General features: G+C 45.8%; 25 protein-coding genes. 12 read left to right on the top strand and 13 right to left on the bottom strand.

The genetic code is table 11. The features are described 5' to 3' along the window. Positions 1 to 9: 9 nt before the first annotated feature. Both ftsY and WCW_RS10385 read left to right on the top strand, forming a co-directional pair. The gene (gene ftsY / locus WCW_RS02035) at positions 10 to 933 is read left to right on the top strand and encodes a signal recognition particle-docking protein FtsY (RefSeq protein ID WP_013181523.1); all 924 of its coding nucleotides are present in this window, start codon (positions 10 to 12) and stop codon (positions 931 to 933) included. A 107-nt stretch (positions 934 to 1,040) separates the two neighbouring features. Beyond that, positions 1,041 to 1,361: a hypothetical protein gene (locus WCW_RS10385; protein ID WP_013181522.1), complete on the top strand. Its 321-nt coding sequence runs from the start codon at positions 1,041 to 1,043 to the stop codon at positions 1,359 to 1,361. A gap of 78 nt (positions 1,362 to 1,439) precedes the next feature. Here the strand turns inward: WCW_RS10385 and WCW_RS02025 are convergent, their stop codons facing one another. The 7 genes from WCW_RS02025 to glmM all read right to left on the bottom strand — a co-directional run bounded on the left by WCW_RS02025 (position 1,440) and on the right by glmM (position 11,624). Next, positions 1,440 to 4,685: an AAA family ATPase gene (locus tag WCW_RS02025; RefSeq protein WP_013181521.1), complete on the bottom strand. Its 3,246-nt coding sequence runs from the start codon at positions 4,683 to 4,685 to the stop codon at positions 1,440 to 1,442. 11 nt (positions 4,686 to 4,696) lie between these two features. Further along, complete coding sequence (locus WCW_RS02020; protein ID WP_013181520.1) at positions 4,697 to 5,926, bottom strand: exonuclease SbcCD subunit D C-terminal domain-containing protein; 1,230 nt, start codon at positions 5,924 to 5,926, stop codon at positions 4,697 to 4,699. Next, entirely contained in the window at positions 5,923 to 6,414 is a 492-nt protein-coding gene (locus WCW_RS02015) for an AAA family ATPase (protein ID WP_079891149.1), read from the bottom strand. The genes WCW_RS02020 and WCW_RS02015 overlap by 4 nt, the downstream gene beginning before the upstream one ends. Before the next feature lie 103 nt (positions 6,415 to 6,517). After that, the gene (gene rhuM / locus WCW_RS02010; protein WP_013181518.1) at positions 6,518 to 7,216 is read right to left on the bottom strand and encodes a RhuM family protein; all 699 of its coding nucleotides are present in this window, start codon (positions 7,214 to 7,216) and stop codon (positions 6,518 to 6,520) included. A gap of 17 nt (positions 7,217 to 7,233) precedes the next feature. Further along, positions 7,234 to 8,412, bottom strand: a complete 1,179-nt coding sequence (locus WCW_RS02005) for an amino acid permease (protein WP_041941473.1) — start codon at positions 8,410 to 8,412, stop codon at positions 7,234 to 7,236. Between the two features lie 14 nt (positions 8,413 to 8,426). Next, positions 8,427 to 10,253: a glutamine--fructose-6-phosphate transaminase (isomerizing) gene (gene glmS, locus WCW_RS02000; RefSeq protein WP_013181516.1), complete on the bottom strand. Its 1,827-nt coding sequence runs from the start codon at positions 10,251 to 10,253 to the stop codon at positions 8,427 to 8,429. A gap of 6 nt (positions 10,254 to 10,259) precedes the next feature. Then, on the bottom strand, positions 10,260 to 11,624 hold the full coding sequence (glmM, locus tag WCW_RS01995) for a phosphoglucosamine mutase (RefSeq protein ID WP_013181515.1): 1,365 nt from the start codon (positions 11,622 to 11,624) through the stop codon (positions 10,260 to 10,262). Positions 11,625 to 11,707: 83 nt separating this feature from the next. Here glmM and WCW_RS09660 point away from each other — a divergent pair, with 83 nt between their 5' ends. The 6 genes from WCW_RS09660 (at position 11,708) to WCW_RS01965 (ending at position 16,950) form a co-directional block, all read left to right on the top strand. Further along, positions 11,708 to 12,238, top strand: coding sequence for a GNAT family N-acetyltransferase (locus tag WCW_RS09660; protein WP_013181514.1), 531 nt, complete (start codon positions 11,708 to 11,710; stop codon positions 12,236 to 12,238). 151 nt (positions 12,239 to 12,389) lie between these two features. After that, positions 12,390 to 13,613, top strand: coding sequence for a polynucleotide adenylyltransferase PcnB (gene pcnB / locus WCW_RS01985; protein ID WP_227738821.1), 1,224 nt, complete (start codon positions 12,390 to 12,392; stop codon positions 13,611 to 13,613). Beyond that, the gene (locus WCW_RS01980; protein WP_013181512.1) at positions 13,610 to 14,365 is read left to right on the top strand and encodes an alpha/beta hydrolase family protein; all 756 of its coding nucleotides are present in this window, start codon (positions 13,610 to 13,612) and stop codon (positions 14,363 to 14,365) included. Before pcnB ends, WCW_RS01980 begins: the two co-directional genes overlap by 4 nt. A 9-nt stretch (positions 14,366 to 14,374) precedes the next feature. Next, positions 14,375 to 15,091: a glycosyltransferase family 2 protein gene (locus WCW_RS01975; RefSeq protein WP_013181511.1), complete on the top strand. Its 717-nt coding sequence runs from the start codon at positions 14,375 to 14,377 to the stop codon at positions 15,089 to 15,091. A gap of 6 nt (positions 15,092 to 15,097) precedes the next feature. Then, positions 15,098 to 16,258 carry a lipid-A-disaccharide synthase gene (gene lpxB, locus WCW_RS01970; protein ID WP_013181510.1) on the top strand — a complete coding sequence of 387 codons (1,161 nt, stop codon included), beginning with the start codon at positions 15,098 to 15,100 and terminating at the stop codon, positions 16,256 to 16,258. After that, entirely contained in the window at positions 16,255 to 16,950 is a 696-nt protein-coding gene (locus tag WCW_RS01965; RefSeq protein ID WP_013181509.1) for a lysophospholipid acyltransferase family protein, read from the top strand. Before lpxB ends, WCW_RS01965 begins: the two co-directional genes overlap by 4 nt. On the opposite strand, the gene WCW_RS01960 is transcribed toward WCW_RS01965, so the two are convergent. The 6 genes from WCW_RS01960 to WCW_RS01940 all read right to left on the bottom strand — a co-directional run bounded on the left by WCW_RS01960 (position 16,904) and on the right by WCW_RS01940 (position 20,563). Then, entirely contained in the window at positions 16,904 to 17,347 is a 444-nt protein-coding gene (locus tag WCW_RS01960) for a hypothetical protein (RefSeq protein WP_013181508.1), read from the bottom strand. The two genes, WCW_RS01965 and WCW_RS01960, sit on opposite strands and share 47 nt — an antisense overlap. Next, the gene (locus WCW_RS01955) at positions 17,307 to 18,119 is read right to left on the bottom strand and encodes an AAA domain-containing protein (RefSeq protein ID WP_013181507.1); all 813 of its coding nucleotides are present in this window, start codon (positions 18,117 to 18,119) and stop codon (positions 17,307 to 17,309) included. The genes WCW_RS01960 and WCW_RS01955 overlap by 41 nt, the downstream gene beginning before the upstream one ends. Positions 18,120 to 18,257: 138 nt before the next feature. Continuing rightward, positions 18,258 to 18,719, bottom strand: a complete 462-nt coding sequence (locus WCW_RS01950; protein WP_227738820.1) for a hypothetical protein — start codon at positions 18,717 to 18,719, stop codon at positions 18,258 to 18,260. Between the two features lie 149 nt (positions 18,720 to 18,868). Continuing rightward, the gene (plsX, locus tag WCW_RS01945) at positions 18,869 to 19,867 is read right to left on the bottom strand and encodes a phosphate acyltransferase PlsX (protein ID WP_169302728.1); all 999 of its coding nucleotides are present in this window, start codon (positions 19,865 to 19,867) and stop codon (positions 18,869 to 18,871) included. Positions 19,868 to 19,878: 11 nt separating this feature from the next. Next, positions 19,879 to 20,070, bottom strand: coding sequence for a 50S ribosomal protein L32 (gene rpmF, locus WCW_RS09900; protein WP_013181504.1), 192 nt, complete (start codon positions 20,068 to 20,070; stop codon positions 19,879 to 19,881). Positions 20,071 to 20,080: 10 nt separating this feature from the next. Then, the gene (locus tag WCW_RS01940; protein ID WP_041941471.1) at positions 20,081 to 20,563 is read right to left on the bottom strand and encodes a YceD family protein; all 483 of its coding nucleotides are present in this window, start codon (positions 20,561 to 20,563) and stop codon (positions 20,081 to 20,083) included. A 129-nt stretch (positions 20,564 to 20,692) separates the two neighbouring features. On the opposite strand from WCW_RS01940, the gene WCW_RS01935 reads away from it, so the two are divergent. The 4 genes from WCW_RS01935 (at position 20,693) to WCW_RS01920 (ending at position 24,233) form a co-directional block, all read left to right on the top strand. After that, the gene (locus tag WCW_RS01935; protein ID WP_041941470.1) at positions 20,693 to 21,064 is read left to right on the top strand and encodes a hypothetical protein; all 372 of its coding nucleotides are present in this window, start codon (positions 20,693 to 20,695) and stop codon (positions 21,062 to 21,064) included. A gap of 116 nt (positions 21,065 to 21,180) precedes the next feature. Further along, positions 21,181 to 22,719 (top strand): Rne/Rng family ribonuclease, encoded by a 1,539-nt coding sequence (locus WCW_RS01930; protein WP_368664665.1) that lies wholly within the window; start codon positions 21,181 to 21,183, stop codon positions 22,717 to 22,719. 3 nt (positions 22,720 to 22,722) lie between these two features. After that, a complete protein-coding gene (locus tag WCW_RS01925) occupies positions 22,723 to 23,715 on the top strand; it encodes a 1-acyl-sn-glycerol-3-phosphate acyltransferase (RefSeq protein ID WP_013181500.1) in 993 nt (330 codons plus the stop codon). A gap of 35 nt (positions 23,716 to 23,750) precedes the next feature. After that, positions 23,751 to 24,233: a hypothetical protein gene (locus tag WCW_RS01920; RefSeq protein WP_013181499.1), complete on the top strand. Its 483-nt coding sequence runs from the start codon at positions 23,751 to 23,753 to the stop codon at positions 24,231 to 24,233. Positions 24,234 to 24,272: the final 39 nt, after the last annotated feature.

Raw genomic sequence — 24,272 nt, 5'->3', positions numbered from 1 at the left:
AGACTTCCAATGGTACTAAAATTCTTAAAATCTAGTTTTGAAAAAGTTAAAAATGCCCTCTCCAAAACGCGTTCCGCTCTGGGAGAAAAATTGCGTTCTCTTTTCAGTGGAAAAATCGATGAAGAAACACTGGAACAGCTTGAACAGCTTTTTTACGAAGCAGACCTTGGAATTCAGGCATCTGTAGAACTGACCGCAAAAGTCAAAGAGATTTACCGCAAAAATCCCAATCTGGACGCCGAAGGACTGATTGTGGAGATGAAGAAGGAAATCGAGCAATCTCTTTCCAAAATCTCGGCAGAAATGGCCGAAAACCCCGACCCTCCTACAGTCATCCTTGTTGTCGGGGTGAATGGAAATGGTAAAACCACAACTGTTGCCAAACTTGCCAAGCGCTATCAAGATGCCGGGAAAAAGGTGTTGATTGCAGCAGCCGACACCTACCGGGCAGCAGCGGTTGCACAGCTGGAAGTATGGACCAGCAGAATTGGATCGGATCTTGTGAAAGGCGCCCCTAACAGCGACGCTGCAGCAGTCGCTTTCGATGCAATGACAGCAGCAAAAGCAAGAGGCGCAGATGTCGTCCTGATCGATACAGCAGGCAGGCTCCACACCCGCAAAGACTTGATGCAAGAGCTGGAGAAGATTAAACGGGTATGCAACAAAGTGATGCCGGGTTCTCCACACGAAACACTTCTCGTTCTTGATGCGACAATTGGGCAAAATGCGATCGATCAGGCGAAAATTTTCCACGAATACACCCCTATTTCCGGACTTTGCCTGACCAAGCTGGATGGAACAGCAAAGGGGGGGGTTGTCATCAATATTCAGAAACAACTTGGCATTCCTGTAAAATTTATTGGCGTCGGTGAAACGCTAAGTGACTTAGAGCCGTTTAATCCCGCCCATTTCTCCCAAGCTTTGCTTGATTGACGATTTATAAAATATTTTTTATAATAAGAATTGGAAGGAAAGATCCATTTGTCATCTAATCACAAAAGGCGTTCTATAACTAAAAGAATGTCTGAGGAGGTCTGGAGATGATTAACATTAAGCCTCGTGTATACCATTGGTTGCTCGTTGGATTATTTGCAGCCACGCCATTTTTCATGCCGCAAGCAACAGCAGAAACAACAGTTCCTAATAAGGGCCAGGAGATCGCTAGCAGCGGCTTCGGAATCTATTTCGGAGGAAGTCCCAGATATTACCGGCATCATGACCGATATCGCTATTATCCGAGAAACCACTATCGTTATCAACCAAGATACTATCATCACTACCGCGATCCCTATTATGGCCCATATTACCGCTATCACTATTATCCAAGAGGCGGCGCCGGAGTTTACTTCCGCATCAGATAGATGCGGGAATCAAATAAAGCCGGTGCACCAAGCAGCGTGAGTCTGTTCAGGCTCACGCAATACAAGCAAGCCTCAAAGTTAGAATTTGTTGCATCCAGGCCCTGATATCTGACTTCTGCCACCTGTTTGAGGTGTTACTTGGATCTGCGTGCTGATTCGCTCCTTTAAAGCGGGCACGTGTGAAATGACGCCGATCAACTTGCCGTCCTGCTGCAGGCTTGCAAGAGTTTCCAGGGCGGTGTCTAGGGCTTCTTCGTCCAAGGTGCCAAAGCCTTCATCTAGAAACAGCGAATCCACCCGAACATTTTTGCTGGCCATATGAGACAAGCCTAGCGCCAAGGACAGGCTGACGATAAAACTCTCTCCACCGGAAAGGTTTTTCGTGGAGCGAATCTCCCCTGCTTGATAGTTGTCGACCACGTTGAGTTCCAGAGGCTGAGCATTGTCCCGAGCCAGCAAGTAGCGGTCGGTCATTTTCTGCAATTGCCGGTTGGCGTGACCAATCATTATTTCAAAGGTCAGCCCCTGAGCAAAATTGCGGTACTTCTTGCCGTCTGCGGAGCCAATCAACTCGTGCAGGTTTTCCCACCTGCGGCACTCTTTTTTCTGGGCTTCGATAGCTGTCTGCTTTTCCTTTATCCGCTCTTTTGCAGCCATATTCTCACTTAGCTTGTGCTTAAGACCGGCAATGATGTCTCGCAGCTCTTTCAGGACTTCCTCGTGCTCCTTGAGTTGGGTCTCGAGCTCTTCTATAGGCTTGTCGGCAACTTCTCTAGCCATTTCCGCGATCAAGCGCGTTTCCCGATCCTTCTGCCTCGCTTTCAGATCTGTTTGACGTTCATCCAGATCCTTGGCTGTAGCCATCAACTTCGCCCGAGCTTCAGAGGGCAATATGGCCGCCAAAAACTGTTCTTCATTTGAAAATTCCACAGGCTCAAGCGCTGCGGAGAATTCTATTTCAAACCTTCTCAGTTCCGGCTCTCGTTGTTCGATGCGTTTCTTCAGAGATTCAACATGGGACTTCGCGGTATTCCATTTTTGTTGGAGTTCATTATGCCGTTCTCTTATCTGCTTTTCTGAACCTTCGGCATCCGAAATTGCCTTATTTAAACGGCGCTCCTCATCGCCCGGATTCTTGTCGCCGTAAAGAGCCTTACGTTCATTGCTTTCGGTTGCAAGTTCCTTTTTCAAGAAACCCAAGCGCTCCAGCTTTTCGGCTAGGGCAGTGCTTTGAATTTCGATAACCGCATCCAGCCGCTTCACCTCGCTGTCGATGTCGGCAATCTGTTTCTCGATCTCCACCTTTTTCTTTACCTTGGCCTGCCACGCCTTGAGCCGCACCTTGAGGGTTCCGATCAGTAATGAAATGTCCGTTTCAGGGATGTCTGCAATACCAAGTGGCTGGAGTTTGATAGTAATAGCCTGCCTCCGTTCGGTAAAATCGGAACGGAGTTTTACCAGGCAGTCCCTCACCTCGGCAAGGATTTTCTCGGCAGCCTTCTTTTCATTATCCGCTACTGACTCCAGCTTTTCAGCCTCCGTCAAATTTTTGCGGGCCAGATTTTCTGCTTCTTCGAATTTTTTGATGGTGATTTCCTGATCCTCGGCTTTGCTGATCAGCCTGGTTAGGGCGTCGATCTCTTGTTCGGTTTTATCAGGGGCAGGGATATTCTCTTCAGCGAAGGGGTGTTTGATTGCGCCGCAAAGAGGACAGGGCTTGCCGTCTTCCAGTTTTTCCCTGTGATCTTTAAGCTCCGCAATTTTCGTCAGGAAGGCCATTTCACGCAGCAACGTTTCTTTCTCGGTGCGATATTCCCGCAACAAGCGATCTCCCAAAAGCCGGTTCAAAGCATCCTTGCCCTGCTGAATCTGTTTTGATTTACCCTTCAGTTCTTGCTTCCGAATGCCAGATAGCTTCTGACAGTCGTCGAATGACTTTGTCGCCTGTTCCAGAGCCTTCGTGACCGTTTCTTGAGTAGCCTCTTGTTGTAAGATTTCATTTTGCTTGGAGAGCAGGCCGGCGATCTGCTCTTCAACCCCAGCCAGACCACTAACCAGCCATTCATCCTTTGCATGCTCCTTAAGATAGCCGTCTACGAGATCCAGCGCCTCATAAGCCTTGGATCGTTTTCTCTCCTCCTCTAGCCTAGCTTTTTTGTCTGCATCAATCTTTCCCGCATCCTTTTTACAATCCTCATTACCTTCCAAAACGGCTTTTTTCTGATCGGTAAGTTTCTGATCAAGAGAGCGAACTTTCTGCAATGTAGGCACGGCCGCTTTCAGTTCTTCTTTGATCAGAGCAGTTTGTTGCTCTGCTGATTTCAGTGCCTTGGCCAATTCCTTGGCAGAGGATTCCAGCTCGGGAAGAGTCTCTTTCCAGGCTTTCAAGCCTGCATTGTCATCCGCCTGCTGTTTGCGGATGGCAGTAAGCGTTGCGTATGCGCCGTCCAGTGCAGCGGCGCTCAAAGCCCTGCCCAGCTTTTCGCGATCCGGTTTGAACGCCTCGATATCGCCCTGCAGCTTACTCGCTTCATCGGCTAGGTTGGCGAGTTCTTTCTTCAACCCATCGATGTTGGCAAGCCAGGTAATAGCCTTCCCTGTGTCAGCGGATTTGGCGGCAAGATCTCTCTCCTCTTTCAGCCTTGTTTCAAGAGTCTGCCCAATCTCTTGTTCCTGCTCCGTCTCAAGAATCACGATACCTACCGTTTCAGCTTGAAGCAGGTTCAATTTTTCCCTCTCTTCGCGCTGGCGCTCGTGGACACAGATAGATATCTGGCTGTAGATCTCTGTGCCAGTTATCTGTTCCAGAATCGGAGCACGGTCATCCGGTGCCGCCTGAAGAAACACGGCAAAGCCGCCCTGGGCCAACAACATGGAGCGGGTGAAACGGTCAAAATCCATGCCGGTAACTGATTCGATCTGGTCAGCTACGCCTCTGATTTTGGATTCGAAGAGATCGCCAGAATCGGCATTGGCAATTTCGTGTTTCGGGGCCTGGAGTTCGCCGTCTAGCTTCCTGCGTGCTCGGTGTTGACTCCAGTGGCAGAGATAACGCCCTGTCTGGGTTTCGAAGATCACCTCGGCAAAACATTCGGCGGTCTGACGGGACATGATTTCGTTTCCGCTCTTGGTAACCTTGTTCAGGCGCGGTGTCCGCCCATAAAGAGCGAGGCAAATAGCATCAAGGATTGTGGTCTTCCCCGCACCGGTGGGGCCGGTGATGGCAAAGATGCCGTCAGACGCAAAAACCGGGTGGGTCAGGTCAATTTGCCATTCGCCGACCAGAGAGTTCAGATTCTTGAAGCGCACCTGTAATATTCTCATCGACAGCCCCTCTAATCCGCCTGCAGATCGTCTTCATAGAGAGACAAGATCGTTTCCTGGTAGGTCCGAAGCAGCTCCGGCCGCTGCTCTTCAGACACCTCATGGACAGCAAGACAGCGCTCGAACACGTCGTTCACGTTCAGATCGTCAAGCGTTTCTTCTTCATGGATTCGCTCCAGAACGCGGTCGATGACGCGGTTGTTCTTTATCCGTAGAATTTCCATTTGAGTGCCGGAAATCGCAACCTCCAGACGCTCACTCAGATTGCCAATAACCTCAATGCCATCATAAATAACTTCGAGCCAACCTTGAAAGTCGGTTGCCGACAATTCGATGATGCGGTTTAAGATGTCATCCCAGTCTCCCTTGACGCGCTCGAATTTCTGAAACACCGGCACGTCGATCAGTTGTACGGATGCGGTCGTGCTGTGGAATTCAACCTGACAAACACTCTTCTGCTGTTTTGCCTCTCCAAATCCCATGGGCAATGGAGAGCCGCTGTACCTTATAGTTTCGGAGCCGTTCACTTTTTGCGGGATATGGAGGTGACCAAGCGCCAGATAGTTGAAACAGGTAGGAAAAATTCCGGCTGTCACATGAGCCAAGGAGCCGATGTAGAGTTCGCGCACGCCATCACCATCGACAGTTTGGCCGCCTGCAGTGAACAGATGCCCCATGCCAATAATGGGAATATCGGCCCCGAGTTCCTCTCGCCTCTGTTCTGCCAGGGAGGCAACAGTGGCGTAATGAGTACGGATGCCGTCAATTAATTTCCGCTCTTTGTCCTCGACGCTTTCACCCGCTTCCGCCACACGGATATCCCTGTCGCGAAGGTAAGGCACAGCACAGATAATCAATTCCGGAGCGTCCTGCTCGTTACGGAGCACCAGCACTTCGTCTTCCGGGGATTCCGTGCTACTACCGACCACGTGGACATCTAAAGCTTTGAGCAGTTCCTTGGAAGCATTGAGAAAGGACGGTGAATCGTGATTGCCCGCGACGACAACAACATGCCGACAGGATGAGGCGGCTACACGGCATAAAAAGCGGTAATAAAGCTCCTGGGCGCGATTGCTCGGAGTACTGGTGTCAAAGACATCACCTGCCACGAGCAGCGTATCAATTTCATTCTGCTGAATCGTTTCCGCTAGCCAGGCCAGAAAGGCTTCGAATTCTTCGTAGCGTTTTCTGCCGTAGAGGGTGCGGCCAATGTGCCAGTCGGATGTGTGAAGAACTCTCATTTGGTAACCAACGCCTTCATCTGGTTAAAGTGGCGGTAATCGTCTTTTTGAATCAAGCAAAGCAGGTCGTTTAGTACCTGTTTCGTTTCAATAAGAATTGATGGATCGTGTTCCGAGTCGGATATCTGTCCAGAGTGAGAGTATGTATGAAGAAATCTGAGAATTCTGGTCTTTTTCACTACATCGAAATCGATAAAATCGAGTTGCTGGCGCAATTCTCCAGACTTTGACGGCAGGCGAAACGCAAGAAATGATTCCAAGAGCCTTCGAGCGATATTGGGCAGAGGGTAATTTTGTTGCAAGCCAGCCTTTTCTTTAGAATTGGCTGCTTCGTAAACAAGACTAAAAAGATAGTGATATTCTGATTCGTACTCATATAGTAAGCTGTCGAGTTTTGATATAGAGGAAGATCGATTGGCACCAGTTGCGTTGCTGGTCAGCATATAAAATCTCCCTGGCCGCCGCGAAAAATCCAATTGTTTTTGAATTTGCTTATCCGTTCAAAGGCCATTTCTCGCCCCCCGTTTGCCAATCAAACATGTTCATTTCCTCCTTAGCCAGTCAAAAGGCTTGTCTATATACCTGTTCCAATCAACGGTAACTTGTTAAACCCATATTCGGCTTGTCCGCATCGGCACGGGAATGGATGATTTCTGCCGCTGTTTGGCCGGTAATAGCCCAATGCATCTTATTCTGGACAGTTTTAAAGAACTCAATGCTGATATCCAACGTAGGGTCGTAATCGATGCTGGTGGCGTAGATGTCGGTAATCTTCTGATAAAATCGGCGCTCGGAAATACGAATATCCTGAATGCGCCGTTCGAGCTCTTCAAAATAATCGAAAGGCTGATCAGGGTTTTTTAGGCGTTCGTCATCCAACAGAAAGCCCTTTTTGACAAACTCGGTTAGTTGTTGAGTCGCCCAGATGCGGAAACGAGTAGCCACATGACTTTTCACCCGATAGCCAACCGAGATAATCATGTCCAGGCTGTAGTAATCCAGCAGTCGTTTGACTTCCCGCTTTCCCTCTGATCGAACCGACAAGAATTTCTTGTGAGTTGTCTCAGGAGCCAGCTCACCTTCTTCGTAAATACTTAAAATATGTTGGCTTATATTTTGCTGGGTAGTCTGGAATAGTTCCGCTATCAAGGGTTGCGTCAACCAGACCGTCTCTCCTTCGAGGCGTACATCTAGCTTTAAACGACCATCTTCCGCTTGATACACAAGAAACTGCCCTTTGGCAGTTTCCAATCCATGTTCATCTGCGTCCATCTGTGGCTTTTTCGGCATTACTGAACCTCATGCTGTTAATGAAAAATGAGATGCGCTGTTTCAAAAATGATCTCAAAAATCACAAACAGCAGCATTAAAACAAGGGTGATTCTCCCTCCAAACAAGGAATATTTTGAAGGCAGCTTCTGGCAATATCTTCCTGACCAAACCATGAGAATAGGCAGCAATCCGAGAAGCAATGCACTTCCGTATCCTCCTGCGTATTCTAAAGAGGTGAGGAAAACTCGAGGATAAGAGACAGCTAGAAAAAGAGGCGGGACAAAAACAAGCATCGACAAAAAGAACTTCCCTTTAGCATCTTTTTTGATGTCCAGACCGTCAGCTAAAAAATCGAGCAGTCCTAAGGTTACCCCGTAGAAAGATGTCGTCAAAGCAAAAAAGGCGAAAAATTGCCCGACGGTGTACACAGATGAGTGTTTGATAAAAAATTTAAGGGGATCGACTGCGTTGCCGCCGACCTCCAAGGTATCTGCCAACCCGTTTTCACTGAAAGTGGGGACAATCCCTAAAATGAGCCATTGCCAAATGACATAGGCAGCAAAAGGCAAAAAGCTCCCCAGTAAAATTGCAGATCGAGTTTTCCTGATATTAAACTCCATGTAGCGGGATAACGTGGGAATAATTCCTTGATAAGCAAACGATGTGAAGGCAACAGGAAGTGCAAGAAGCGATGAAGGCCAGTCAATATGCTTCAAATTCTCAACGTTGACATAAGGAATTCCAATGGCAACAAAAACGAAATAAGAAACCAACAGTCCTACCATCAACAAGCTGTTGACCCTGCCGACAACACGTGCTCCAAAAAAGACCGCGGGCGAAAAAACCGCAACAAAAACAAGAGAGCCCGCCCAAGCAGGCAAGGGAAGGATTTCAGTCACGAGATTTCCGCATCCAACGATATAGGCAAGCGTCAGACAATAAAACATAAAGAGATAGAGAAGCCAGGCAAACGCCTTTCCCCCTTTTCCCAGAGTTTTTCCTGCCATAGAAACAATATTAGTGTCTCCATTCATCCAATGGCAAACTTCCAAAAACAGCAACCCGGTTCCCGCCATAAAAAGCCAGCATAACAAGAAAATCACCATGGAAGGGACAAACCCTCCTAAGCTGGTCAAGACGGGAAGCGCGAGCATCCCCCCCCCTATGCACGTTCCGGAAACGAGCAACGTTCCTATAATAAGTTTTCTATCCATAGAATTTCTTTTCGTTATTCGACTGTGACCGATTTAGCCAAATTGCGCGGCTGATCGATATCCTCTCCTCTTTCCAATGCAACATAGTAGGCAAATAACTGCGCAGCGACGGTTGTAGGAACCACAGCAATCTCATCTCTGGATGCCGGAACCCAGATCACATCATCGGCAATACTGTCGATCCCGGCACTTCCCTCTTCTGAAATTGCAATGATCGGCCCGCTCCGAGACTTGATTTCCATCAAATTGCTTAACAGCTTGTCATAAGTCAGCCGATTAGCGCAAAAAGCGACTGTCGGACAATCAGGCCCGATCAAAGCGATCGGTCCATGCTTCATCTCACCGGCTGGATATCCATTGGCATTGATATAAGAGATCTCTTTCAACTTCAATGCTCCTTCCAACGCTGTAGGAAACATGTAGTGGCGGCCCAAGTAAAAAAAGTTGTCGTATTTCGCATACTTTTTAGCAAGAGACTGGATGGCATCTGCCTGATTCAACACTTTTTGCACCTGTTCAGGCAAGACCTTCAGCGCTTGAATAAATTCTTGTCCGTCTGCTTTGCTCATATGGCGCATCCGTGCAAGCAGGAGAGAGAAAAGAGAAAAAACAACGACTTGCGAAACAAATGCTTTCGTTGAACAGACGCCTATCTCAGGTCCAGCTTTAAGAAAGATCGTACAGTCGCACTCTCTTGCCAGCGTAGAGCTATGCACATTGCAAATTCCCAATACTTTTACAGCTTTTGCCTTTAGCTCCCTCAATGCGGCAATAGTGTCGGCCGTTTCGCCCGACTGGCTGACTGCCACGACAAATGTACCCGGGGGAACGATAGGGTTTTTATATCGAAATTCAGAAGAGATCTCCACCTGGACAGGAATGCGCGCCATATCCTCGATCAGATAGGAACCAACGCAGCCTGCATGCCACGAAGTGCCGCAAGCGAGAATCAACACTCGCTGGATAGAGAGCAACTCATTGACATCAAATGTCAATTCTTCGAAAACGGCAGTTCCGTAATCCTCAAAGTAGCGGGAAAGCAGAGCGTTTCGAATAGACTGAGGCTGCTCATTAATCTCTTTCAGAGTGTAGTGCTGATATCCCTTTTTTGAGATCTCTTCAGCTTCGATAGAAAGGATTTCACGCTCTTTTTGAATCTGCTGAAGCGAAGTATTGAAAATTTCCAACTTGTCAGGAGTGACAACAGCGATTTCGGAATTCGAAAGGAAAACCACTTCCCTGGTGTGAGAGATAAAAGCATGAGAATCAGATGAAATGAACGCTTCGTCTTCTCCTATTCCAATCACCAGGGGCGATTCATGAGCAACAGCAATGATTTGATCGGGATAATCTTTATGGACAAGAGCTATCGCAAACGATCCTTCCAACAACGGAATCGTCTCCTTTACAGCTTTTAATAGATCCCCTTCATAAAAGCTGCTGACGAGATGAGCGATCACTTCGGTATCAGTTTCTGATTCGAAGGCAACCCCTTGCTGCATCAAATGCCTGCGCAAAGTGTCATGATTTTCTACAATACCGTTGTGCACAACGGCAAGTGAATGGAGGGTATCCAGATGGGGATGCGCATTGAGTCCACTCGGCTTTCCGTGTGTTGCCCATCTAGTATGGGCGATCGCGGCATCAAGTGAAATATCGGCTTTCTCTACGATCGTTTCAAGAATGGCAACCTTTCCTACCTCTTTGCAGGCAAACAACTGACCCGAACTAACCCCTGCAATACCCGCAGAATCGTATCCCCTGTACTCTAAACGCTTCAGTCCCTCGATCGCAATCTTGACGGAATTTTTCTTTCCTACGTATCCAAAAATACCGCACATGATCAATTACCCTATTGCCTGTTCCACCGATTCTGCAATCTGCCCCGCGAATACGGAAACTTGATGCAGGTTTTCCCCCTCGACCATCACGCGGCACATATTCTCCGTTCCCGAATAACGAACAAGTACACGCCCTTTTCCTTGCAACTTCTTCTCAACATCTTGGACCACTTTACGCAACTCAGAGATCTCTTCTAAAGGAGGTTTGGATTTGACCGCAACGTTAACTGTGACTTGGGGAAATTTTTCAAATGGCTTTGCAAGCTCAGACAACCTTAATCCCGTCGTCTGCATAATCCGCAGCACCTGCAACGCGGAAACAAGTCCGTCCCCTGTTGTGTTATGTTCAAGAAAGATCACATGCCCGCTCTGTTCGCCGCCTAATTCAGCACCGTTATCGATCATTTCCTTGACGACATAGCGGTCGCCGACCGCTGAGCGGATCACCTCGATTCCGCTCTGCTCCATTGCATTGACAATGCCCATGTTGGTCATAATTGTTGCAACAACGCGAGCATTTTTTAATGTTCCCTCTCCAAGCATGTGCTTAGCGCAAATGGCAAGCATTTGATCGCCATCAACAATTTGAGCATGCTCATCGATGAGAATGACTCTGTCACCATCTCCATCCAAAGCAATCCCAACATCGGCGTGATGCTCAATCACAGCCTTTTGGACCACCTCAGGGTGAAGAGATCCACACATATCATTGATATTTAATCCATTGGGATTGATGCCATACGCAAACACCTGACCGTCCAACTCATTGAACACATGCGGCGCTACCCTATAGGCAGCTCCGTTTGCGCAATCGAGAGCGATTTTCATCCCGTTCAAAGAGAGTTTTTTCCCAAAAGTCGCTTTGACAAATTCAATATATCTTCCTGCAGCGTCATCAATTTTTTTATTTCGACCGATCAAGTGAGAAGCAGGCAGACTATCGTTAAAATCGTTTTCCTCAATGAGTTTTTCTATTTCTCTTTCCCATTCATCGGAGAGTTTGATACCGTCCGAGGAAAAAAATTTAATTCCATTATCCTCGTACGAATTGTGGGAAGCAGAAATCACAATGCCGGCATCGGCTCTGTAAGCGCGGGTAATGAACGCAACTCCCGGCGTAGGCAGAGGTCCCACCATGAGCGTGTCGACACCCATGGAACAAAGACCGGCAATGAGAGCATTTTCAAACATATAGCAAGACAACCGAGTATCTTTTCCGATCACAACCCGGTGTTTGCCATTGTGGCGCCGGAAAAACTTCCCTGCGGCGCGACCCAAAGCAAGCGCCGTTTCAACTGTCATCGGAGAGAAATTCGCTTTTCCTCTAACGCCGTCTGTTCCAAAAATTTTTTTTTCTTGGTATGTTTTCATTTCAATAAAGGGATGTTTTCTGAATAATCCAAATCACGATACCATATTCAACTCGTATTAATAAAGTGAAAGAAAAGTTAAACATGATTGAAATCCGCAACGCAACACCTGAAGATGCTGAACAAATTGCAAAAGTGCATGTAAAAAGCTGGCAGACAACCTACCAAAAAATTGTCGACGAAGAAGTGCTTAGCGCGATGAACTGGGAAGATCGCGTAGAAAACTGGCGTGAAACGATTAAGTCTTTAGGCAGTCAAGCAACGATTTTAGTCGCCGTCGAAAACGATCGGATTGTAGGCTTCTTAAGTGGAGGCCAGGCACGCCAAACTTTGGAAAACTGCGATGCAGAGATCTATGCCATTTACCTTCTTGAAGAATCCAGAGGCAAAGGGATTGGGAGAAATTTAGTAAATAAATATTTCAAATGGTTAACTGAAAACGGTTTTCATTCATGTTTTGTCTGGATAGCCAAAGAAAACCCTTACCAATCTTTTTATTTATCAGTCGGTGCAGAAAAAACAGATCTCGAAGGGATTTCACGCGTGCGATCAAATAAGATCCCGACAGTCGCTTATATCTGGAAAACAGTTGACAATTTAACAAATTTCCCTTAGTTTTGGGGATGATAAGATAGTTTTTAACATCAATTTATTGGATCGAAAAAGCTCATAAATCGGGGTTTTGGCCGCCAAAGCACCGATTTTTGGGCTTATTTCTTCCTAGATTGTTAACTCGAGATGTCAGCTAGTGCGCCCCAGAGAATTTGTGGCCGACGATCACGAAATTGATCCGGCCCACGTCGATTCCGACGCTTTATATGTGATTCGAAAACTTAACGAAGCCGGCTACACGGCCTACCTTGTTGGAGGAAGTGTCAGAGATCTTCTGGTCAAACGCGAGCCAAAGGATTTCGATATTTCCACCTCTGCGCATCCGCAAGAAATAAAAAAAATTTTTCGAAGAAATTGTTTCCTCATTGGGAAAAGATTCCGGCTCGCCCACATCAAGTTTGGCAAAAAAATTATCGAGGTCTCCACTTTCCGATCCGGAGAGAATGCAAGCGACCTGATCGTGCGGGATAATACTTGGGGAACCGAAGAAGAAGATGTGATCCGGCGCGATTTTACCATCAACGGACTTTTCTACGATCCCTTTGAACATAAAGTCATTGACTACGTCGGAGGATGGGAAGACATCCATCAAAAAGTGTTAAGAAGCATTGGAGATCCGATCATCCGCTTCAAGCAGGATCCCGTCCGCATGCTGCGCCTCATCAAATTCAGAGCCAGATTCGGCTTTAATATTGATGAACAAACAAAACAGGCGTTAATCGCTACCCGAAAAGAAATTACGAAAAGCTCTCCGGCTAGAATTCTCGAAGAGATGCTGCGGATGCTGGAGTCCGGAGCAGCAGCTCAGTTCTTCCACTTAATGACTCAAGCAAAAATGCTCCACCTGCTTTTTCCCATGTTGACAACCATCCTGGAAACAGAAAAAGGGAAACAGATCTACGATCTTCTGCAAGTTGCCGACCAGATTCATCGGCAGCAGGCCGAATCTTTGTTGTCGCGTCCCATTCTAACCGCTTGCCTTCTATTCCCTATTGTTGACCAAGAATTGAAGAAAAAATCTGTTGATCAAGACAAATGCCTTCATCTTGGCGATGTGATGATGGCAACCTCTTCTGTCATGAAAAAATTTGTAGCCTCCTCTTTTTCCCTCCTTCCAAGAAAATTGAGCACAGCAGTTTCCTCCTTGATTACCATGCAGTTTCGGCTAACTCCTCTGTCAGGAAAGCAATCGATCCGACACAAACCGCTCTCAATGAACGAGTTTCCCGAAGCACTGCAATTTTTAAAAATGCGCGCAGCGCTTGATCCCGATCTGCTCAAACCCTATAAAGCTTGGAACAATGCCTGGCGCCAGCACTTAAAGAAAGGGGTGCATCAAAAGCACCCCCACCCGCCACCCTTGGAAAAAAGGCAATGAAGGCGATCCCCTCTCCATCAGGGCTTCCTATTTACCATCGCGGAGCTCCCCTAGAAGAAGGAAAGCTTCCAGCCTTTTTCTACTTTGCCTTATCCGGAAAGGACAGCCTGTTCCTGGACCCTTTTAACCAACCGGCACTTTTTCTAGAATCCTACCCTCTGCGCACCTTTTCCTTTACAATTCCTGGCCACGGCGAAGGGCTGAAGAACACAGAAGCTATGGGATTTTGGGCAGAAAAGATTGAGCAAGGAGTCAATCCTTTGTCATCTTTTTTGGAAAAATGCCTGGAAAATATCCATTTCCTCATTCAAAATGGGATCGTTGATAGCGAACGGATGGCTGTCGGCGGGCTTTCCCGAGGCGGATTTATTGCACTTCACCTTGCTTCCAGAGTTCCCGAATTGAGTACGGTTTTAGGATTTGCCCCTTTAACGACAATGGCCACGATTCAAGAATTCAACAAGATCCATAACCACCCCATTACGCAATCCCTTGAAATCGAAAAATCCCTGTTGGTAGGAAAAAAGGTCAAATTTTATATCGGCAATCGCGATCTTCGGGTAGGAACAGACGCCTGCTACCAATTTGTCCGTGAATTGACCGATCTGAACTACGAGCGTCAAATCCGTTCCCCAGATGTGACGCTGGTGATCAATTCGTCCATCGGACACAAAGGGCACGGCACACCTCCTTCAACCTTTCAAGAGGGAGCTGAATGGATCGCTTCCTTATTAACAGCAAAGACTGTATAATTATCTCTTATGCCTACGAATGTCAAATACTCGATCGTCATCCCTATGAAAGATGAGGAAGGGAATGTTAGACCTTTAATAGAAGAGCTCGAACCCGTTATGTGCTCTTTGCATGAAAAATGGGAATTGATCTGCGTTGATGATGGCTCCACTGACCGAACGCTTGCGATCCTCAGCGAGCTTGGCGTCGAAAAACCGTATTTAAGAACAATTGTCTTCGACCGCAATTATGGACAATCCAGCGCGTTTGACGCAGGATTTCGTGCTGCTTTGGGAGAGTTTGTGATCACTCTTGACGGAGACCGGCAAAACGACCCTTCCGACATTCCAAAAATGATCGCTATGGCGGATCAATATGATCTTGTCTGCGGAATCAGGAAAAAGCGACGAGATAAGTGGTTGAAACGCACCATTTCTTATTGGGCTAACGCCATCCGCAGCAGATTTTGCGGAGATGGTGTGCAAGACACAGGCTGTTCTCTCAAAATCTACAGGAAAAACTGTCTGAGCAAGATTAAAATGTATCATGGAATGCACAGATTTCTACCCGCCCTTTTTAAGATCGAAGGGTTCAGCGTCGGCCAGTTAGCGGTCAACCACAGGAAAAGAGATCAGGGAAAAACCAAGTACAATTTTCTAAATCGTTCATTTAACACTGTCTTTGATATGTTTGCTGTCCGCTGGATGCGTAAGAGACAGTTAAAATACAAAACAACAAAGAGCTAATTTCATATGAGTCATTCTCTGTTTTTAATCGCCGGCGAAAAAAGTGGAGACATGCTTGGGTGCAATTTAATGAAAGCTCTGAAAGAGCAGATGCCTGGCACCGCTTTCGCTGGAGTCGGCGGACAAGAAATGCGGCAGGAAGGGCTAGATTGCGTATTGAGAACTGAGGATTTCGAACTTCATGGATTTTCAGATATCATCAGGTCGGTACCCAAGCTAATCAAGCAGTTTAAAACAATTCGAAACTGGATCCTTTCGAAGAATCCCGATGCTGTCATTTTTATCGATTATCCAGGATTTAATCTCCGCATGGCAAAATCCCTACGCAAGAAAGGCTATCGCGGAAAGCTCGTCCAATATGTTTGTCCCACCATCTGGGCATGGGGCCGTAAACGCAAGCAAAAGATGGAAGAAGCTCTTGACTTAGTGCTGTCGATTTATCCTTTTGAGCCCGCTTATTTTGAGAACTCCCCTTTGAAAGTTGAATATGTGGGCAATCCTGTCAAAAAAATCGTTCAGAACCACAAACACGATGAGAACTGGCACGCTCTTTTCGGCATCAAAAAAATGGACCATCTGATCGCCATCTTTCCTGGAAGCCGTAAAGGAGAGATTCAAAGGAATCTCCCCTACCAACTAAAAACATGCGAATTAATGAAAAAGAAAAATCCGAATCTTGTGTTCGCAATTTCTTGTGCGCATGAAAAAATCATGCCTGTCATGCATCCAATGCTGCGCAACGTTTCGTTGAAGCTGCACCAAGACCTTTTTCTCCTGCCGAAAACCTACTCTTACGAACTCATGCGGGACTGTCGAAGTGCCCTTGCAAAATCGGGAACAGTTACACTTGAGCTTGCTTTGCACCAAACACCTACCGTCGTCTTGTATAAACTCACTTGGTTAAACCGCTTCATTGCAAAATATCTTTTGCGACTGAACCTGCCTCATTACTGCATTGTGAACATTCTCAGCAATCAAACCGTCTATCCTGAGGTTATCGAGAAAGGTTTATCTGCACAAAATTTGTACAAAAAATTGATGCCTTTAAATGGCCACACAGAAGAGCGCCGGCAATGCATTGAAAAATGCCAAGAACTCGATCAGCTTCTGCAAAACAAAGATGCCAGCAGGCAAGCAGCCTTGGCCGTTCGGGAACTGATTGGATGAAGCTTCGCAAAAAAGAATTTTTCCGCAAAACCGTTATTCCCTTTTTTCTCGGGTATACCTTAAAAGGAGTGATCTCCCTTCTTGCCATGACCTGCCGTTTTCGCATTCTTGGCACTGAGAAGCTGCACCAAAGCGCTAAAAACTCAAAATGCATCTTAATCGCTTGGCATAACCGTTTAGGAATCATTACAGAGATCCTTAAACGGACCGGGCCTCAATATCGGTACGCTGCGATGGTGAGCAATAGTCGCGACGGCCAGTTCATTGCTGTGATCGCCAATAGCTATAAAGAAGGCAGAGCAATCAAGGTGCCTCACAATCAACGTGCGCAGGCACTGCAAATGATGATCAACCAATTAAAATCCAGCAATGAGATCGGCATTGTCACGCCTGACGGACCGCGCGGCCCAAAATATACCCTTAAACCCGGTGTTGCTTTAGCTGCCAGAAAGTGCAACGCTCAGGTGATTCCTCTTTCCTGGTCGGCAAACCGTTTCTGGAAATTCAACACATGGGACGGCATGATGCTTCCCAAACCCTTTTCCACAATTACGGTACAATGGGGCAATCCCGTCACTTTGGGCAAAACAAGCGAAACAACAGTGGAACAGGACGCTCAACAACTCGAGCATGCGCTCCTCGCAATCACAAACGATCGGGATCCAAACGGTACTGAGAAGGCAGCGTATTAAACTGGCACTTTTCCGCCAACATATCTAGCAGGTGATTACACGCGCCAACCAAACGATTTAAACTCTCTCCTTGTAATCCATGCCCCTCCTCCTCTATATCTCCTGAATGGAAATGTTCGACCATGATCCGCTTAGTCTTATATAACGTCTGTTCTCTTTTAATCGTCCAGGAGTAGATAAGGGAGATCAAAAACACATTGGTGATGATACTAATTGGCCACTCCGACAAGTGACCGCTATTCTCAGGTGCGGATTTAGCAAGAAACACTTCGCTAAAAGCAATCGTCAACCCCCAAACCATGAATCCGATCGAAACAAGCATCGCCAGATCGAAAACAACAACTCCCGCTCCCCTTTCAATTCCCTGCCCGATCCCACTCCGCCCCAATAACTTCAAACCATCGCAAGTATCTAAAACCTTGTTGCTTTGCTTTCAGTTTGTCAGCGACATTTTTCGTCGCTGCGTTATTGTTAGATACGATGGCAACCGTCTGTCTGAAGCAAATCGCATTTGCCACAATGTTTAAAATCGTTTGCGTTTTACCAGTTCCTGGTGGTCCTTGCACAATACTTACCTGCGATTGAAAGACCTTTTCGACAGCAGTTTTTTGGCTAGCATTAGTGCCAAAAGGATAAATCAGTGGACCTGGTGCTGTTAATTCCTTCAGTTTGGAACCCGGTGATAGGTAAGCAGCCAGCACGCTACTATTAGGTACTCGTGACAAGTATTTGTACTGCCCTTTCAATATCGATTGCTCATTCTCGCCTTTGATACCAATCCGATTAGCCACCGAACGGAAATAGTCCAATACTATTTTACAGGCAGGATCAACAGCGATATCCCGTTCCACACAGACTTTAGCTTCTTCGTACAACTTACGAGAACGAGGAGTTTTAACAAGATAAAAACCGGGATACTTAATAATCATATCAGCTTTAGGCAGAAGCCGACCACCAACTCGGAGCTGAACCTCTGAAGGATTCAAAACAGCTGTTGCAGCAAGCAGACGCACACGTCCTTGCCGATATGTATATTTTCTGGAATTGCCTTTATAAAGGATTTTCACACATCCTTCAATAGGATCGACAATATATTCGATAATCTCTTCAGTCTTGTCTTCCCACTGATTTGCAGAGTTCTGCACAAGAACAAGAGATTTTTCATCCATGTCGTAATTCCTCTTAGCATAAGAAGTCGACCTCAAATTAAGAGGTCGACAATAAAAGCAAAAGCGGCCAAGCGCTACAGACAGAGGTTAAATAAATTCTAATTAGATATTATTTTTGATATTTTTTTCTATTTCCTGTTAAGAGGGTTTTTCATGCGGTTCAGAGCAATCCCTTTCCTGTTTTTGACGTTTTTGCTGCATTTCATTTTTCTCAAGCCATAAACTAAGATGAGCACTCTCCCAATATTTCACAAGATGCTGCAACCTAGAATTTTCACTCCGGAAATGATTTACAGAACTCCGCAATTGACCATTTTCTCTCTGGAAATGACTTACAGAGTTCCGCAATTGACCATTTCCATGTTGTAAATTGCTCGTCAAATCCTGCAACTGCGCATTTTCCTGGGTCAAACAATTCACAAGATGCTGCAACTTGGCATAGCACTCCTGCAAATCAGCTGTCTGGCGCCGCAATTGACCATTTTCTTGTACAAGGTCGCTTCTTTCTTTTATAAGGCTATTAACCATACGTTCATTATCAGCATTCTTAAGCGCCATTTCTTCAAAACTTTTTTGAAGACTTAGAAATTCTTCAGCCACTTTACCAAGAGTTGTTTTTATATTTTTAACCTGCGTTGATGTCTCTTTTGGTTCCGGAAGAGAGCTTTCACTCTTTCCAGAAGGATCTTCGGAAACCCATATCCATTCATTACTTTTTGAATTGGGATTTAATATAGGATGAATACTCATTAATAAAAATTCCTTTTTATTTGATTAATAATGTTAATCTGGACAAGACGTTTTGCCCCTAAAATACTCTGAACCATGCTGCGCACTGTTGCGGCCCCATGACACTTAATCACAAGTCCCTCTACACCACATAAAAAAGCCCCTGGATGCTCATCGTAACGGAAATGGCGGTGTAAATCATCGATCACTTGATGAACTTCATCATTTAAAATCTCTTTTATTTCAGACTTTAGATAATCAAAAATAAATGAAGAGACCCCCTGAGAGACTTTTAAAAGAACATTTCCAGTAAAACCGTCTGTGACAAGAACATCAACTCCCCCTTCAAAAGCTTCCCGCCCCTCTATATTGCCAACAAAATGAAACTGCCCGCCCTCTTCTTGTTTCAGCAAACGGTACGCCTCTCTGACTTCTCCAGTGCCTTTTTTCGATTCAACCCCGATATTCATCAATCCAACATTGGGCGTTTCTTTGCCTAAAAGCGCACGCTGATAAAACGCGCCGATCCTGGCATACTGCAGCAAAATTTCCGGCGTAGGATCTAAAAACCCTCCGACATCAAGCACTGCTAAAGGATCTTTTTTAGTAGGCAAGGAAGCCAGCAAACAGCAACGATCAAGTCCCATTTTCGGCAAGATAAGAGCCGCTGCGGCAACAATCGCCCCTGTATTTCCAGCAGAAACAAATGCATCGATGTTCCTTTCTTTAAGCAGTCGAAGTCCGACAACAACCGATGATTCCTTTTTCAACCTTACTGCCGCCAACGGATCGTCTTCCATGGAGATCTCTCCCTCCACAACATGAAGATCAACAAGCCCCGAATGCTCATCTAAAAAACAACTGAAACGAGAATCTCGCAAGATGCTTTCCATTGCGAAGCGGGTCAAAAAAACAACAAGGGAATCCTGCTTAGATAAATACGAAGCAGAGGCCAGAACGGCCTCAAATAAAACTCCTGGAGAACTTTCGCTCCCCATTAGGTCGACACCTATACGCAAAACGACCTACTCTACTCCTGAGAGCCTTCCTTGCCCCCCAAAACGGAACGATCGCCGTACCAACCGCATGATTGACAAATGGTGTGCGGCAACCGCTTCACTCCGCATTTTGAACAATCAATAAGGCTGCGGGGTTTTTTGGCGTGATGCGCGCGGCGTGTATTCTTTCTCTGATTAGATAACCGACTACGTGGTACTGCCATGAGTTAACTCCTACATAAATGGTAAATCCTTGAATGGCTGTTGCCCTTCAAAGGGTTTTTGTTGTAAATCTTCGTCACTTTTTAAATATTTTTTAAGAAACTGCCTTTCGCTGCAATTTCCCTCATTACACTCCGAAAACAAAGGAGTGTTGAGAAGAATATTCTCTCTGACAACCTCTCTTATATCAAAGATATGCCCTTTGATCTCGTCTAGAGGAACAAGATGATAGATTCCCTTGACAACAACAGGTGTATCGACGGAAGCATTGCAAATCGAACAGGGAATCACAGCTGATGCATGTAAATCAAGATGCAAAATCAGAGCATGATCGCTGACGTAAGCCTCGCCCTTGACATGAATACGGGCATCGAAGGCAAGCGCGTCATCCTGCACATCCATCATCTCAGGAGGAAAAAAGCAGCCGACCGATTCGATCTTGCCATCCCTCAACTGATCTACATAAATCTTATAGTTATCGACTTCATTGGACATAAGTATCATAAATCTTAGCTGAAAACGGGATTTCCATCCACTATTTTTGTTTACGAAACACTCCCTTAACCTTGATTTTTTAAAAAAATCACTATATAATAAAGAGTGAAAAGGGAGGAAATTCACATCATGAAAAAAAAGGATTCGTCCATTTGCTGGGTCATTGACTTTAAAAAAAGCGACTCCAAACGTTCAGGCACCCTCCTTTTTGAGTTCTACACTCCCCAAGAGCCTTCCGCTTTCCCAAAGCCGAAAAGGAAAAAAAGCCAATATAAGGCCTTGGAATTCCTTCAACAAATCCAAGATTCATGCGAATCTTTGAAAGAAGAATGCCGGGAAACTTCAGAAAGCGGTCAATCAGAGTCTTACGAAGAGCAAATCACCCGAATTACTGAAGACATTGGATATCTTTTTGGGATGATTAAAGAGTTTACGCAGCTCATGCAAAAATTGCAGCGTCCCCCTGAAGACTCTTCTCAAAAAGAAGAAAAAAACCCCTAGGCAAGATCACCCAATTCCTATATTCTGTACTCTTAAATTTTATAGTGTCCGCTTACGCATACGCATGCCAATGCCGTACGACGCCGCGAACGAGAAAAAGGAATTGAAAAGGTGGTATTATGCAAGAAATCTTACTCAATATCGAGTCCAAAGAGATCCGCTGCGCATTACTGAAGCACGGAGTGCTTCACGACTTAATCGTTGAGCGAAAGAAAGACCGCCAGCTTACAGGCAATATTTACAAAGGCAAAGTCAAAAATATTCTCCATAATATCCAATCCGCTTTCATCGACATCAATGAAGGGGAAAACGGATTCATTCATATCTCAGACATCATCGAAAATACAAAAAAATTCCATGAGCAGTTCGATTTGGAATTCGACCTTGATTACGACATCTCTAAAATCAATGAGAAAAAGGCCGATTTGAATATCGACGAGGTTCTCAAACTGGATCAGCCTGTTCTCGTTCAAGTGATCAAAGAGCCGATGGGTACAAAAGGCGCCCGGCTGACATCAAATATCTCGATTGCGGGAAGATATCTTGTACTGCTTCCCAATTCATCGCATCGAGGAGTCTCAAGAAGGATTGAGGACAGGCATACGCGTGAGCGGCTGAAAAAGCTGATCCGTTCGTTTGAGATGCCTCAAGATATGGGATTGATCTGTAGGACGGCCAGTGCACACGCCTCTCCGGAAATGCTGATCGACGAAGCGAACGATCTGCTTCAGAACTGGGAGCAGATCATTGAGCAGTTTAACTCGAAAGAAGAATCGGGCATCTTATTTGCCGAATCTGATCTAATCAAACGCGCTCTCATTACAGCAGCCGATAAAAAAATCGACCGCATTCTGATTGACGATTACAACATCTATCAAAAATGCAAAAGGCACTATAGCAAATACCAGCATGAACATCCTTTAAAAATCGAACTTTACCGCGATAAAGTCCCGATGTATGAGCGATTTAATGTTGAAAAAGAGATCGACAAATCTTTGCGCAGAAAAATTTGGCTGAACAGCGGGGGCTACCTCTTTTTCGACCGCACTGAGGCCATGTACACGATCGATGTCAACTCAGGCCGCAGCTCCAGCAGCGACAGCAATGTAGAGGAAACCTTGGTGCAGATCAACCTTGAAGCTGCCGAAGAGATTTCAAGACAGCTTCGGTTAAGAAATATCGGAGGGCTTGTGATCTGCGATTTCATCGATATGCGCTACCGAAAAAATCAACGACGCGTCCTTGACCGGCTGCGCGACTGCATGAAAGAAGACTCGGCTAAATGCACCATTCTTAGTATGAGCGATTTTGGATTAGTAGAGATGACGCGGCAGCGCAGCCGCGGGTCGCTGATCCAAACGGTCTTTACCACCTGCCCTTACTGCGCAGGCAGCGGATTGATTAAAACGCACGAGAGTGTCGCAATTGAATTGGAAAGATCGCTCAAAAAAGTGGTCGGCCTGAGTCAGCAATTCGCTCTTAAGCTGACCGTCCATCCCGAGCTTTACCGATATCTCTGCATTGACGACAAAGAGTACCTGCTCGCTCTTGCAGATAAAATGAACGCGCGTTTAGAAATCGAACAGGACGACAACCTTCATATCAACGACTTTCGTTTCTACTCGACAACAAATGGCGAAGAGATCGAGACTTAAAGGATGGACTTCCAACAGCGGCTGCAGGAGATACGGAGCGATTTTGCATATCCAAAGATTCTATTGGATAGTTTAGAGGCATTTTATTCAAGCTATGCTCAAGCTGTTTCGCAAAACGGAGTAGATGTTGCCGATTGCCAAGAGCCGCTGCTCACCTTTCTAGATCTATTGGAAGCTCAGTTAAAATCCCCTTTTATTTTTGAGCCCTTTCACAAAAAAATCAGAAAACCGAAAGATCTTTACCGCTTTGGGATCGACTTTATCCGCCCCCTTGTGCAGCTGGAAAAATCCAAAATTCTTGGACTCGACATTGTCGAAGAGATCGAAACTGGCATGAAAAGAGGGGAGAATGCCATTCTGTTTGCCAATCACCAAATTGAACCCGATCCTCAAGCGATCAGCCTGCTTCTGGAGAAAACCTATCCCGATCTTGTCGACCGCATGATCTTTGTCGCAGGTCACAGAGTGACAACAGATCCGATGGCCGTTCCCTTGAGCATGGGATGCAATCTTCTTTGTATCTATTCGAAAAACTACATCGATCACCCCCCTGAAGAAAAGCCTCGAAAAATTGCCCACAACCAACATACCATGAAAACGATGCGCGATCTCCTTACAGAAGGCGGACAGTGCATTTATGTCGCACCCAGCGGAGGGCGTGACAGACCGAATGCCGCAGGAGTTGTCGAGGTTGCACCGTTCGACCACCAAAGCATTGAGATGTTCCACTTCATTGCTAAGCAGTCAAAAACTCCAACTCGATTCTATCCCCTGGCACTCAACACTTATCCCTTGCTTCCGCCACCGGATGAAATCAAGAAATCATTAGGAGAAAAGCGGCTACCAAACACTACCCCCATCCATCTTGCCTTTGGAAAAGAAATTCTCTTCGAACAATTGCCAATATCCATAAATTTAGATAAAAAAGCTCAAAGGATCGAACGCGCTCGCTGCATTCGGTCACTTGTCGATCAACTTTATCAATTAATTGTTTGACGACGTATTTTAAACGACCATTTCAAGGAGGAAATATGACCCCTTTTCAAGGTTTTAAACACGGTGAACTTACTAAAATCATTCATGAAAATCCCGAAGTTTGGAGTTCCCTATTCTTTGGACCAACGATTGGAAAGCCTCGAGAAAAAGAAGCTGTGTGCCATGAAGTGTTGGCATATCTTGGCTATTCGCTCTCAGAGATCAGCACTCTGCATGATTGCGATTTTGATATCCAAAAATTTATGGATCAAAAAGGCGATGAAACAGTAGAAAAAACTAATAAAAAAGCAGCTAGTGTCTTTGTTTCCCCTAAAGAGATACCGATTCCTCCTAGTAATTCCTATAAAAAAGCCTCCTCTCTTTTATCCTATGTGCCCTCAAGCTCTCTAGAGAATCTCCCTCAATCGGAAGATTTATCCGAAGAGAAATCTCCCCGCAAAAAAGTTTCCGATCCTCAACAGGAGCCGGGAATTCCTGATAAGGAGTGGGATGAAGTTTTCTCTTTTTTTGAGGATTAGATAGCTTGTGCTCTATCCAGAAATTTTTTAAAATAAAAA

Source organism: Waddlia chondrophila WSU 86-1044, assembly GCF_000092785.1.
GTDB classification, from domain to species: domain Bacteria; phylum Chlamydiota; class Chlamydiia; order Chlamydiales; family Waddliaceae; genus Waddlia; species Waddlia chondrophila.
This window is presented reverse-complemented; position numbering and strand designations above follow the sequence as displayed.